General features: G+C 53.7%; 12 protein-coding genes. 9 read left to right on the top strand and 3 right to left on the bottom strand.

The window, feature by feature from the left end; translation table 11 throughout:
• Nucleotides 1–199: 199 nt before the first annotated feature.
• Together Q0775_RS07445 and Q0775_RS07440 are read left to right on the top strand one after the other, a co-directional pair.
• Complete coding sequence (locus Q0775_RS07445; RefSeq protein WP_298858830.1) at nt 200–799, top strand: alpha-ketoglutarate-dependent dioxygenase AlkB; 600 nt, start codon at nt 200–202, stop codon at nt 797–799.
• A 210-nt stretch (nt 800–1009) separates the two neighbouring features.
• Complete coding sequence (locus tag Q0775_RS07440; protein ID WP_298858828.1) at nt 1010–1423, top strand: STAS/SEC14 domain-containing protein; 414 nt, start codon at nt 1010–1012, stop codon at nt 1421–1423.
• Between the two features lie 640 nt (nt 1424–2063).
• On the opposite strand, the gene Q0775_RS07435 is transcribed toward Q0775_RS07440, so the two are convergent.
• Nucleotides 2064–2888, bottom strand: coding sequence for an ABC transporter permease (locus Q0775_RS07435; RefSeq protein ID WP_298858826.1), 825 nt, complete (start codon nt 2886–2888; stop codon nt 2064–2066).
• 115 nt (nt 2889–3003) lie between these two features.
• Here Q0775_RS07435 and cysQ point away from each other — a divergent pair, with 115 nt between their 5' ends.
• The 7 genes from cysQ (at nt 3004) to Q0775_RS07400 (ending at nt 11586) form a co-directional block, all read left to right on the top strand.
• The gene (gene cysQ / locus Q0775_RS07430) at nt 3004–3801 is read left to right on the top strand and encodes a 3'(2'),5'-bisphosphate nucleotidase CysQ (protein ID WP_298858824.1); all 798 of its coding nucleotides are present in this window, start codon (nt 3004–3006) and stop codon (nt 3799–3801) included.
• A 30-nt stretch (nt 3802–3831) separates the two neighbouring features.
• On the top strand, nt 3832–5067 hold the full coding sequence (locus Q0775_RS07425) for a glycosyltransferase family 2 protein (protein WP_298858822.1): 1236 nt from the start codon (nt 3832–3834) through the stop codon (nt 5065–5067).
• Between the two features lie 185 nt (nt 5068–5252).
• Nucleotides 5253–6134, top strand: coding sequence for a UTP--glucose-1-phosphate uridylyltransferase GalU (gene galU, locus Q0775_RS07420; protein ID WP_298858820.1), 882 nt, complete (start codon nt 5253–5255; stop codon nt 6132–6134).
• 46 nt (nt 6135–6180) lie between these two features.
• Nucleotides 6181–7401, top strand: a complete 1221-nt coding sequence (locus tag Q0775_RS07415) for a glycosyltransferase family 1 protein (protein ID WP_298858818.1) — start codon at nt 6181–6183, stop codon at nt 7399–7401.
• A gap of 46 nt (nt 7402–7447) precedes the next feature.
• The gene (locus Q0775_RS07410) at nt 7448–8458 is read left to right on the top strand and encodes a glycosyltransferase family 2 protein (protein WP_298858816.1); all 1011 of its coding nucleotides are present in this window, start codon (nt 7448–7450) and stop codon (nt 8456–8458) included.
• Nucleotides 8459–8478: 20 nt separating this feature from the next.
• Nucleotides 8479–10158 carry a beta-1,6-N-acetylglucosaminyltransferase gene (locus Q0775_RS07405; protein ID WP_298859982.1) on the top strand — a complete coding sequence of 560 codons (1680 nt, stop codon included), beginning with the start codon at nt 8479–8481 and terminating at the stop codon, nt 10156–10158.
• Nucleotides 10159–11586 carry a nodulation protein NodH gene (locus Q0775_RS07400; RefSeq protein ID WP_298858814.1) on the top strand — a complete coding sequence of 476 codons (1428 nt, stop codon included), beginning with the start codon at nt 10159–10161 and terminating at the stop codon, nt 11584–11586.
• A gap of 5 nt (nt 11587–11591) precedes the next feature.
• Here Q0775_RS07400 and Q0775_RS07395 read toward each other — a convergent pair whose 3' ends face one another.
• Nucleotides 11592–12056: a PTS sugar transporter subunit IIA gene (locus Q0775_RS07395; protein WP_298858812.1), complete on the bottom strand. Its 465-nt coding sequence runs from the start codon at nt 12054–12056 to the stop codon at nt 11592–11594.
• A 51-nt stretch (nt 12057–12107) separates the two neighbouring features.
• The gene (raiA, locus tag Q0775_RS07390) at nt 12108–12674 is read right to left on the bottom strand and encodes a ribosome-associated translation inhibitor RaiA (protein WP_298858810.1); all 567 of its coding nucleotides are present in this window, start codon (nt 12672–12674) and stop codon (nt 12108–12110) included.
• Between the last annotated feature and the right edge of the window lie 133 nt (nt 12675–12807).

The following is a 12807-nucleotide window of genomic DNA, read 5'->3' as shown; positions in this document are numbered from 1 at the left end:
TAAGCTCAAGGCGATTACCCGAAACAGTGGCCCGTTGTGGCACCAATGCTCCGATCCAAATGTCGCTGTTAACAGGTCGTTTCCAGCGGCTCGGTGGGTATATAGTGAGGGGGTGGCGGTGCTGCAAGCATAGCGGACACCAAGATGTGATGATTTAGGGATAAATCATGAAAATTGATCGCAAATTTGAGGGCGTGTCGTGAAATTGTCGGTTAAGGGCTTTGATATTCACAAGGGTTTTCTTGATATCGCGGCGCAGCGGTCTGTTTTGGCGGCTGTGCGTTGCGTTGTGGCGGATGCGCCGTTTTTCCGACCTGATACACCCTATGGAAAGCCGATGTCGGTGCGAATGACGGCGGCAGGGAGCTATGGGTGGTATTCTGACAAAACGGGATACCGCTATGTGCCCAATCATCCGTCGGGTCGACCTTGGCCTTCGATTCCTGCGGAGGTGTTGGCGCTCTGGCGTGACGTGACGGGATTGGTACGGGAGCCGGAGTGCTGCTTGATCAATTACTACGGAGCGGAGGCGAAGATGGGCCTGCACCAAGATCGCGATGAGGCGTCGATGGAGTGGCCTGTGGTGTCGGTGTCCTTGGGCGATGAGGGGCTGTTCCGTATGGGAAATGTGACGCGCGGCGGCAAAACAGAGAGCCATTGGTTAAAGTCTGGCGATGTTGTTGTTATGGGGGGCGATGCACGGCTCGCCTATCACGGTGTGGACCGGATTAGGGCGGGCTCGTCGACGTTGTTACCGAAGGGTGGGCGCCTGAATTTAACACTTCGTGTCGTGGGATAGCTGCTTTCTCTATCAGAAACCGAACCGGAATTCTGAAAAAACTCCTATTGATGGGTTGGTTGGGTGTTTGCACCTTGGGAATATATGTCGCTCGACGTCTTTGACACCTACTAGATCGTGGAACGTTAATTCGAAAGGGCGTTGACCTACATCAATATGAGACTGTCCACGACGGTGCATACTTTGCCGCATAATCAGGAGGAACTTTGAATGCTGAATGTGTCAAAACCGAAGGCCAATCGCCTAAATATTGAACTTTCTGGGGTGCTTGATGCTGCTGAAATGCAAGCCGCACTTGATGGTATTGTCCGCGAATCTGAGGGGTTCAGCAACGGGACTATGCTTTATACAATTTCCGACTTTGAGATGCCGACGCTAGGCGCGATGGCGGTTGAGTTCTACAGGATGCCAAAGCTTTTTAGTCTGCTCGATCGATTTAATAAGTGTGCTGTGCTTTGTGATACGGCATGGATCAGAACAGCGGCCCAGATTGAGGGTGCCATCATCCCATCGCTCGCGATCAAGAGCTTTGCCCTCGATCAAGCATCCGCTGCCGAAGCGTGGTTGGGAGATGAGGACAATGCTAACGATGAGGAAGATGATTTTGAGAACTTCCCTGTTTAGGGGGTGTTGATCCACTTACTGAAGTCAGCGGATGCGGCTACTTCCTTCTTTCGAGCCAGGCCGTAGCTGATGTAATTCCAGAAGACTTTTTGATTGCCACCCTGGCCGAACGAAAATTTCACCTTTTTGAAAGGCAGCTTTGGTTCAGCCTTTGCGATCTTTAACCATAACTTTGCGGTACACCTGTTCCTGCATGACATTGGTCATGGCGTTGTAAACCTGAGCGGATTCATTTCGTCCCAGCAGCCCCACTGCACGACGTGAAGCGGCGGGTGCTGCGGATTTCTACTAACACCGAGAATTCGGAATTGAGAAATTGTATGTTGTAGGGTGACTTGGGATAGTCCAGCCTTGTTTTTGCATACCCGTCTTGTGCGAGCACTGGAATACCGGCGTAGTGATTTTCAATCGCATCTAGACACACAGAACTGGCCCCGCCCACTTCGTAGCTAATATTAGGGGTTCTACGACTGATGCTTGCGTCGTTTGCACGAAGCTAAATCAGATTGCTGTCAGAAGTATCTTTCTCAAGTAGTGTTTCATTGTGCCCGCCTGTCATTTTCCAGCACATACTCAGGCGTGAATAATAATTAAATTTAGGCACTTAGATGTTCTGTGGTAAGCAAATTGAATCCATAGTCTACCGCCGTGCGTCCCAGCTTAGAGATGCATGTTTACGCGTGTAGAATTCACCCATGAGGCCAACCATCAACAGTACTAAGCCTATCCAGAAGGCGTACATTGGGTCGCTGTAGCGGGGATTATAGTTAAGGAAAGCGTAGCCGCGTGCTTGGTCTATCGTGTGGAATAGGGGGTTCCAGTCAAACATGGCGAGCATGAAGCCAGGGAGGGTATTGGCGACGAACATTTTGCCGGACGCGATCATGTTGGCGCGTTGGTAGATGGTGGAGAATATGCCAACGGCCGTCGGGAACCACGGTTTGATCGCAAGCAGAACAAGCCCTAGGGCGGCACCTGTGAACCACGCGAGGACCAGCATAAAGAACGCCATCATCGGTTGTTCGATTTCTAGCGGAGTGAAGGCGACGTGGTAGACAAAAAGGATTATGCCAAGCGACAGCACCTGAATATAGAGGGCACCGAGGGCCGCTGAGCAAATCGAGATAATCGTGTTCATCGGAGCGTGTTGCATCATCGGGCTTGCTGGTCCCTCTGACCCGACAACAGCACCGAGTGCCTTGGAGTGGGTCATGTAGAGAAAAATGCCGGACATGATGTAGATCAGGAAGTCACCGCGCAGCGCCGCGCCGCGCAGACCAAGGATCGAAAACATCACGTAAAAGGCCATGACAAAAATGACCGCTTGCAGGATATTCGTCGCAATAGCGAGGAACGCATTATTATGGCTCTTTCGCACGGAACGCACGATGGAGTGATAAATTAACTCCAGCATCGTCAGAACGACGAATAATGTAGACCTGCGTGTATGAACGGGTTGAAACATTTGATGTACTGCCTTGCGGATATGACCACTCTTGCACGGAATTCTTGCCGATCCGTTACAAGGGCATCATAAGGTATAAAAAACGTATATCAACGAAGGATGGCAAGAGTTGGGCATGGACTACGAAAAATTGACCACTGTGATGCGGCGCCTGTCACTTGAGGCGGGTGACAAGATCATGGAGATTTACGGGCGTGATGATTTTGAAGTGAAGTCGAAGTCGGACGACAGCCCTGTCACGGCAGCGGATGAAGCGGCGGACAAGATCATTTCGAACGGTTTGCGCGCAGCGTTTCCCGAAGTGTTGCTAATTACCGAAGAGCAGGCGGATACGCATAGCGCCACAGGTGATATATTCCTGATCGTTGACCCGCTGGACGGGACCAAAGAGTTCATTCATCGCCGTGGTGATTTCACCGTGAATATCGCGCTGGTCGAGGGCGGTGTGCCGACCCGCGGTGTGGTCTATGCCCCTGCGAAAGGGCGTATGTTCTTTACCCAAGCGGATGGTACTTCCGTTGAAGAAACGGGTGATTTTGACAAGGAAGCTGTGGGTCCGATGAAGGCAATATCAGTCTCTAATCCGGATAACTCCGCATTGATGGTTGTGGCGAGTAAGTCGCACCGTGATCGGGCGACTGATGATTATATCGGCAAGTACGACGTCAAGGATATGAAAAGCGCGGGAAGCTCGCTCAAGTTCTGTCTGATCGCGACGGGCGAGGCGGATATCTACCCGCGCGTTGGCCGCACCATGGAGTGGGACACGGCGGCGGGACATGCCGTGCTTAAGGGCGCTGGCGGCGATGTTGTGCGGTTCGATGACCACAGTCCACTGACCTATGGTAAGGCGGATTATGCCAATCCATTCTTTATTGCCTATGCGCCAGGTGTGGAATTGAAAGACGCCTGAGGACGGCATCCAAGTGAGAGCAGCCCCTCTATGAGTGAGCAGACAGTAAGTGTCATAGTTGTGAGCCGTGGGCGGCCTGATGCGCTGTTGCGGTGTTTGACGGCCGTTGCGCAGCTCCAGTACCGCGCGTTTGAGGTGGTTGTAGTGGCCTGTCCGGCGGGGATCGCGGTGACCGAAACGCTGGATATTCTACCTGACATCAAATGCATCGCGTTTGACGAGGCCAATATCTCGGCCGCGCGAAATTTGGGGTTGATCCATGCGGCGGGTGAAATCGTTGCATTTATCGATGATGACTCCGTGCCTGAGCCGCAATGGTTGCGCCATCTGGTGGCTCCTGCGATGCGCAGTGATGTGGTTGCGATGGGTGGTTTCGTACGTGGGCGCAACGGGATCAGTTTTCAGTACAAGGCACGGACACTGGATGCGCATGGGGGTGCACATGAGGTCGAAATTGACCCGTTGCAAGCCACAGTTCTGGTGCCGCCAAAGGGTCGCGCGATCAAAACAGAAGGCACTAACATGGCGTTTCGGCGTGATGTTCTGATGGATATTGGCGGGTTTGATCCTGCCTTACGCTTTTATCTGGACGAGACGGATTTAAATATGCGGCTGGCGCGGGCAGGCCATGCCACGGCGCTGGTGCCACTGGCGCAGGTGCATCACGGTTTTGCGGCCAGTGCGACACGGCGTGACGACCGCGTACCGCGCGATCTGTTTGAAATTGGTGCCAGCTGGGCAGTGTTCCAGCGCAAGCATATTCCAAAAGAGGCGCGGACGGCACATTGGGCCGCGCAGATCACCCAAGAGCGCAAACGTCTGTTGAAGCATATGGTTGCTGGTCGGTTGGAGCCGCGTGACGTGCGGCGTCTTATGAAACGATTGAAGGCTGGTTACTCGGAAGGGCTGACGCGCAGCTTTGGCGGGACACGTCTGGCGCGTCATGCGGTCCTGCCGTTTCGACCCGTGAATGCGCCACGCCGTACATCGCATTTCAAGGTTGTGCGAGGTTTGCGTGGGGCGTCGGCGATACGGGATGCAGCGGTGCGTGTGGGGACCGACCGGATCGAGACAGTGTTGGCGCTGTCTTTGACGGCTCTGTTCCATCGCGTGTATTTTGATGTGAGCGGGGTTTGGGTTCAGCGCGGAGGTCTTTTTGGACGATCAAACCGCGATGAGCCGCTTTTCCGTCTGACGACAAAGGCGCGTCGCGGTGCCAAAGAGCGGCGGCGTGTCGCAGCGGTTCGCGGGTTGGACGGCAGTTAAGGTCGTGCGCTAGTCCACTCAAATCTGCTAAATTTGACATAAATTGTCATAGTTGAGCCATTTTTCGGCGTCATTGAGCAACAGAGCAAGAAAACCACGACGTTGACAGTATCATCCTGCTGTAAAAGGCCTGCATGATTTGTAAACAACATATAAAAAAATGATAAAAAGGCATCTGCAGTACCATGGGCAATAAAGTTACCACAGCAGTTTTTCCCGTCGCAGGTTTGGGAACCCGTTTTTTGCCAGCGACAAAGTCGGTCCCGAAAGAGATCATGACTTTGGTTGATCGCCCGTTGATCCAATACGCGATTGATGAGGCACGCGCCGCTGGCATTACCGAATTTATTTTTGTGACGTCGCGCGGCAAAGGGGCGCTTGAGGATTACTTTGACCTCGCGCCGAACCTTGAGGAAGAATTGAAGCGCAAGGGTAAGTTCGACATGCTCAAGGTGCTGGAAGACACAAATATGGATAGCGGCGCGATTGCATATGTGCGCCAGCACAAGGCACTGGGCCTAGGGCATGCAGTGTGGTGTGCACGGCGTTTGATCGGGGACCAACCGTTTGCGGTAATCCTGCCTGATGACGTGATCGCGGCGGAAAAGCCCTGCTTGCAGCAGATGGTTGAAGCTTATGATGAGACTGGTGGTAACATGGTCGCGGCCATGGAAGTCGCGCCAGAGAAAACGTCATCCTACGGTATCCTTGATGTAGTAAATGAAGAAGGCAACCTGCTTGATGTAAAAGGCATGGTTGAGAAACCCAAAGCCGAAGACTCGCCCTCTAACCTCGCGGTGATCGGTCGTTATATCCTGTCGCCTTCGGTTTTGAAAAATCTTGACGAGATGAAAAAAGGTGCAGGTGGCGAGATCCAGTTGACGGATGCGATTGCCGCCGAGATCGAGAATAAACGTAAGGTATATGGATACCGCTTTTCTGGGCAACGGTTTGATTGTGGCTCTAAATCAGGGTTTTTGCAGGCAACTGTGGCGTACGGCCTTGCGCGTCCCGAGCTTCGTGAAGATTTGGCAGGGTACCTGCGCGATATCGCACCGAGTCTCTAAACACCCTGTTCGGGAATGACCTGAGCCATGTGGAGAATGCACCAAATTGGACAAGCAGCCACGTATCCCTCCGCCAGCACGATTGTTGGATTTCACCCGTTTGTTGCGACGTGCCGGGCGGGTATGGACAGGTGTTGACCGTGTCGAGCTGGCTTATCTTGAAGCGCTGATCGCGGATGCAATTCCTGTTTGGGGATTGGCGCGAACACCGATCGGGTACGTGGTGCTTGACCGAGCAGGCCTCACTGAATTTCACCGACGGCTGACAGGTGCGGGGCAGCCCACTTCGCCTGATTTATTGTCGCGTATGGTGCGCGGACTGCACCCTGTTGCGCGTGTGGCCCTCAGCGATGCGCGAAAACTGTCGGTCGGGCGCTGCCTGCCAAGCCGACTGGCGGTGACACTGCGCAAGCTGTTGCCTGCGGGAACGGCGTATCTGAATACCGGACACAGTAATCTGTCCATGCGTGTGTTGGAGGCCTTGCGTAGTCTGCCTCATGCACGGATTGCAGTGCTTGTGCATGACGTGATCCCGCTGGAATATCCCCAGTATCAGCGGCCGGGGACGGTAGAAGCATTTGAGAAAAAGATGCAGCGGGTGCGCCAATTTGCTGATCTGATAATCTATAATTCTGCTGATACCCAAATGCGAACGGAGCGGGCAATGGCCGGTTGGGGCGATGTGCCGAAGGGAATTGTTGCGCATTTGGGGACAATGCAGCCTGTAGCTGATCCTACATCTTTGCCAAAAGGGTTGCCGCCTCAGGAGCCATATTTCGTTACGGTGGGTACGATCGAGCCGCGCAAAAACCATGCGCTGTTGCTCGATGTCTGGGAGGAATTGGGACCAAATGCGCCGATGCTGCTGATCTGCGGCGGGCGGGGGTGGAACAATGATGCCGTGTTTGCGCGGTTGGATTCGTTGGGGCCAGAGACTCGTGTGCGTGAACTTTCTGGCCTTGATGATGGCGCTTTGGCAGCCTTGGTTCAGGGCGCACGTGCACTTCTTTTTCCCAGCTATGCAGAGGGGTTTGGTCTGCCTGCTGTTGAAGCGCTCATGCTTGGCACTCCGGTTATATGCGCAGATATTACTACATTCCGCGAAATACTGGGAAAAAACGCTGTTTATGTTGATGATTCTTCTTTGGAGCTATGGCATGATGCGATTGTTAATTGGTCAAAACAGGCTCAGGACACGTATCAGGACCGCGAATTTGAGGCACCTTCATGGGAGGCGCATTTCAAGGTTGCGTTAAGTCTAACCTGATAGGCGTGAATGAAGGCTGACAGATCACGAGTATTGAGGGCTGTGTTTGGGCGCGATCCGATCATATCGTCTAAGGCTCCAGCGGAAGCGTTGGCGCATAAGGGCATTCAGGAAGCGGCGCGAATTGAAATGCGTTGCGGACCGGACCGATCAAATTCGGCCCGACGATATTTTGCTGTTCTGCACCCAGCGAAACGAGAAAATCCGCCTATCCTACTTCCTTGATTACTACCGTAAGCAGGGAGTTAATCATTTCTTTTTCGTGGACAATGATAGTGACGATGGCGCGACGGAGTATTTGCGCAATCAACCTGATGTGTCGTTGTGGTTCACACGTGCCAGCTATCGCCGCTCGCGGTTTGGGGTGGATTGGCTGAATTGGCTTCAGCGTAAATATGCGCATGGGCATTGGACGCTCACCGTCGATCCTGATGAATTTCTAGTTTATCCGTTCTGCGATACGCGGCCTTTGCGGGCGTTAACCGATTGGCTGGACGCATCCTCAATCAAATCATTCTCGGCGATGTTGCTGGATATGTATCCCAAGGGGCGGCTGGATGCGCAGCCCTACCGCGCAGGTGAGGATCCGATTGCGATCGCCTCGTGGTTTGACAGTGGCAACTACACGATGGCGCGAAACTCTGCTTTTGCAAACTTGTGGATACAGGGTGGGCCACGCGCGCGGGTGTTTTTCGCAGATGAGCCAGCGAAAGCACCAGCGCTCAACAAGGTGCCTTTGGTCAAGTGGGACCGCAAATATGTTTACGTCAGCTCGACCCATATGTTGCTGCCGCGAGGCTTGAACCAGGTCTATGACGAGTGGGGTGGCGAGAAGGCCAGTGGCGTGCTGCTGCATGCGAAGTTTATTGATACATTTGGCGCAAAGGCGGCAGAAGAGCTTGAACGGGCGCAGCATTATGCGGGGTCTGTGGAATACAAAGCCTATGCCGAGCGGGTGAAGGACAATCCGCAACTGTGGTGTAAGTGGAGTGAAAAATACATCAATTGGCGGCAGCTCGAAATTCTGGGGCTGATGTCAAAAGGGAACTGGGCGTGACCGCGTCGATGGGTGTTGCCATGCTGGTGCATACAGCGCTGGGCCGTGCGGAGCAGGTTGCACGGCATTGGTCGGCGGCGAACGTGCCTGTAGTTATTCACGTGGACAAGAAGGTCCCTCAAAAGACGTATAACACCTTTGTCGCAGCGTTAGCGGATGTACCAAACGTCCTGTTTAGCAAGCGGTATCGCTGTGAGTGGGGCACATGGGGCATTGTCGCGGCGTCGCAGGCCGCGTCAGAGCTGCTACTGGCGAGTTTTCCTGATGTGCGGCATGTCTATCTCGCCTCGGGTTCCTGCCTGCCGCTGCGCCCTGTGCATGAGTTGATCGACTATCTGGCAGATCGTCCTCGCACCGATTTCATCGAAAGTGCAACAACCGCGGATGTGCCGTGGACTGTTGGTGGACTGGACGAAGAGCGTTTCACGATGCGGTTTCCGTTCTCATGGAAGCGCAACCGTTATCTCTTTGACAAGGCCGTTGCCGTTCAGCGGTTTGCTAAGATCAAGCGGCGGATGCCACATGGGTTGGTGCCGCATATGGGCTCACAGTGGTGGTGTTTGACGCGGCAGACCCTGTCGGCGATCCTGCAAGATCCAGAACGACCAACCTATGACAAGTACTTCCGCAATGTCTGGATTCCTGATGAGAGTTATTTCCAGACTTTGTCGCGTCTCTATTCCACCAACATCGAGAGCCGTTCGCTTACCCTATCAAAGTTCGATTTTCAGGGTAAGCCGCATATTTTCTACGATGACCACCTCCAGCTTTTACGGCGATCGGATTGCTTTGTGGCGCGTAAAATCTGGCCTTACGCGGATCGTTTGTACGAGGCGTTTTTGACTGACGCCGAGGGTGCGATGAAAAAAACCGAACCGAACCCTGGCAAGATTGATCGCATTTTCGCGAAGGCGGTGGAGCGGCGAACCCGTGGCCGCTCAGGCCTGTATATGCAGTCACGGTTTCCTAATGAGGATTGGGAGAACGGTGTGACGGCGGCGGAATATTCGATGTTCCAAGGGTTTTCCGAGTTGTTCGAGAATTTTGAGGTTTGGCTGAACAACGCGACGGGTGCGCGGGTGCATGGCCACATCTTTGCGCCGGAGCGTGCGTATTTTGCGGAGGGCCAAACCACATTGAACGGTGCGCTTAGCGACAATGCTTTGCAACGTGATTACAACGCAAAAGCGTTTCTGACGAACCTGATTTGGAACACACGCGGCGAGCGGCAGTGTTTTCAGTTTGGCCCACAGGACAATCAGGATGTGATTTGGCGCATTGCCAAAGACCCTAATGCGCAGGTGTCGGTGATTACGGGGGCGTGGTCGGTGCCGCTTTTCCGCTCGAATATGGATTTTGCCGATATCCGTCGCATTGCGGCCACTCTGCAAAAGATCGAGAGCGAGCATATGGATGTTCTGCGTTCTCCCTATACCAAGGCGCGTGTTCGAATTTGGAATATGGCGGAGTTTATCGAAGCGCCGATGGAGCCGTTGCAGGGCATCCTTGACGAGATCGGTCAGGCGCGGATCAGGCGGCTGTCCGAGGCGCCCAAGATGGTTGATCTGCACGGGTTCGGTCAGTTCCTGCAAAACCTCAAGAACCAGGGGATGCATCCCTACCTCATGGGTGATTTCCCTGTCGAGCGTGGCCCGACCTCAAGCACGGAAGTCCCGCGCAAACCTTATCTGGTGAAATAAATGACAGCACGTTTTAACAGCTTTGTCGTGTTTGCAGAGATGCGGACAGGCTCGAATTTTCTTGAGGCAAACCTGAACGCATTTCCAGGTATCAAATGCCATGGTGAGGCATTTAATCCGCATTTCATTGGCTATCCCAATACCACACATATTCTTGGGGTGGATCAGGCGACACGCGATGCGGACCCGACTGCGCTGCTGCGTCAGATCAAACATGACCCAGAGGCGATGGGCGGGTTTCGCTATTTTCACGACCATGATCCGCGTGTGTTGGACCTAGTTCTTGACGATCCCGCGGTGGCTAAAATTATCCTGACCCGCAACCCTGTCGAGAGTTATGTCAGTTGGAAGATTGCGCAGGCTACGGGGCAGTGGAAGCTGACAGATATGAAGGCGCATAAGACGGCGCAGGCGGTATTTGATCCGGCGGAATTCGAGGCGCATCTCGAGGCATTGCAAGCATTTCAACTGCTGCTGCTGAACCGTTTGCAGACCAGTGGGCAGACGGCGTTCTATGTAGCCTATGAGGATCTCCAAAGCGTGGAGGTGATGAACGGTATTGCGGCCTATTTAGGTGTGCCCGTGTTATTGGAAGAGCTCGACAAGAATCTTAAAAAGCAGAACCCGAGCCCGCTATCGGAGAAGGTAAGCAACTATGCCGCAATGGAACAGGCACTGTCGCGCTTGGACCGTTTCGACCTTACGCGCACGCCGAATTTTGAGCCACGTCGGGGGCCGAATGTGCCAGGATATGTGACGGGGATCAAAGCGCCGCTGTTATTTATGCCCATTGCGGGTGGGCCGCAGCAGGAAGTCCGGCGCTGGCTGGCCGCCCTTGATGGTGAAAAGCAGAACGCGCTGGGGATGAAGATGACGCAAAAAGACCTGCGCCAATGGAAGCGGCAAAAAGTGGGCCACCGCAGTTTCGCAGTTTTACGCCACCCAATCCTGCGTGCGCACGAGGTTTTTTGCCATCGGATTTTGAACTCTGGTCAGGGCAGTTATTTACAGCTTCGTCGTACATTGGTGCGCCGCTATAGGCTGCCGCTGCCCGAAGAGGGGCAAGAGAATGCGATTGATACGGCCACACACCGTGCGGCGTTTGTGGCGTTTTTGAATTTTCTGAAGGGTAACCTTGCAGGACAGACTGCAGTGCGGGTTGATCCTGCATGGGCGACACAGGCGCAAATTGTACAGGGATTTGGTGAATTTACTCTGCCCGACATGATCTTGCGGGAGGATACGTTGGTGCGAGATTTGGCGGCATTGGCGGCGGATGTCGGGTATGCGGATGCGCCACGGGTAGAGCCTGCGGCATTTTACGGAGCGCATAGCCTTGAGGACATCTATGACGAAGAGCTCGAAGTAATGGGCGCGGATGTGTATCAGCGCGACTACATGATGTTCGGTTTTGATCGCTGGCGTTAAAGCGCTCAGGCGGCTTTAACAGCTTCGGCTTCTGTTAGGATGGTATAGAGCGTATCGGCGCTCAGGTTTGCACGGAGTTTGGCGCAAATTGCTGTGTCACGCAGGGTGCGGGATACAAGTGCCAGCGCTTTTAGGTGTTCGACGCCTGCGTCAATGGGAGCAAATAAGGCAAAAGTGATATCGACAGGCAGACGGTCAACCGCGCCAAAATCGACAGGCTTTTCCAATAGAACAAAGAGACCAACTACTTCGTCGATCCCTTCGATCCGCGCGTGGGGAAGTGCCACGCCGCGGCCCACGCCTGTGGGCCCCAGCGCTTCGCGGGCGAGCAGAGCTTCGACGACTTTTGATGCATTCAGGCCATAGTTGCTTTGTGCCAAATCACCTAGCTCTGTGATGAGCCGCTTTTTGCTGGTGGTTGATGACAGCACTTTTACGGCCTGAGGCGTCAGTAGTTTTGCAAAGTTCATCGTCTGCTTTCCCTGTAGGCGCACGCTCTTTGACGCGCTTTAGACCAGTATTTATGCAGGGTCAATCCAGCCGATGTTGCCATCATCCCGGCGGTATACGACGTTGACCCCGTCCTTACCTTCTTTTTTGAACACCAGCACGGGTGCGCCTGAAAGCTCCATTTGCATGACCGCTTCACCGACAGACAGGGTAGCAATTTTTGTCTGCATTTCTGCGATGATCATGGGCTGGAGTGTCTCGGGCTCATCTGCGCCGCTGTCCTGCTCTGATGCCAAGATATACGAGGAAGCGCCCAAAAGTTCAACAGGATCTGTGCGGTCGCGGTGATGATCTTTCAACCGACGCTTGTAGCGGCGCAGCTGTTTTTCCATCTTCTCGCCACAGGCGTCAAAGGCGGCGTAAATCTCTGTTGCGTGTGCTTTTGCCGATGCGGTTAGACCGGTGGAAAGGTGCACGGTAGTTTCGCAGACAAATTCATGTGCGGACTTGGAGAATACAACAAGCGCATCTGTCGGTCGTTCAGCGTATTTCTGGACGACGCCGTCCAATTCGGTTTTGACGTGGGTTTGCAGTGCTTCACCGATGTCGATCTGTTTTCCGCTGATTTGGTAACGCATAGTGTCTCCTTTAATGATAAAACCCGCCTCTTGTATTTGCTCGAATTTTTGAGTGCGGATGCAGGGGAATGGCGGCTTGCAAGTAGTTACAATAAGGTGTCCCACCCAAAGGTGTTACGGCCTCATGTATCAA

Origin of the sequence: uncultured Sulfitobacter sp., from assembly GCF_947499945.1 — a bacterium.
Classification (GTDB): domain Bacteria; phylum Pseudomonadota; class Alphaproteobacteria; order Rhodobacterales; family Rhodobacteraceae; genus Sulfitobacter.
This window is presented reverse-complemented; position numbering and strand designations above follow the sequence as displayed.

Coding starts and splice junctions, on each gene's coding strand:
- Q0775_RS07440 (WP_298858828.1), top strand. CDS start 1,010: ATGCTGAATGTGTCAAAACCGAAGGCCAATCGCCTAAATATTGAACTT.
- Q0775_RS07435 (WP_298858826.1), bottom strand. CDS start 2,888: ATGTTTCAACCCGTTCATACACGCAGGTCTACATTATTCGTCGTTCTG.
- cysQ (WP_298858824.1), top strand. CDS start 3,004: ATGGACTACGAAAAATTGACCACTGTGATGCGGCGCCTGTCACTTGAG.
- Q0775_RS07425 (WP_298858822.1), top strand. CDS start 3,832: ATGAGTGAGCAGACAGTAAGTGTCATAGTTGTGAGCCGTGGGCGGCCT.
- galU (WP_298858820.1), top strand. CDS start 5,253: ATGGGCAATAAAGTTACCACAGCAGTTTTTCCCGTCGCAGGTTTGGGA.
- Q0775_RS07405 (WP_298859982.1), top strand. CDS start 8,479: ATGCTGGTGCATACAGCGCTGGGCCGTGCGGAGCAGGTTGCACGGCAT.
- Q0775_RS07400 (WP_298858814.1), top strand. CDS start 10,159: ATGACAGCACGTTTTAACAGCTTTGTCGTGTTTGCAGAGATGCGGACA.
- Q0775_RS07395 (WP_298858812.1), bottom strand. CDS start 12,056: ATGAACTTTGCAAAACTACTGACGCCTCAGGCCGTAAAAGTGCTGTCA.
- raiA (WP_298858810.1), bottom strand. CDS start 12,674: ATGCGTTACCAAATCAGCGGAAAACAGATCGACATCGGTGAAGCACTG.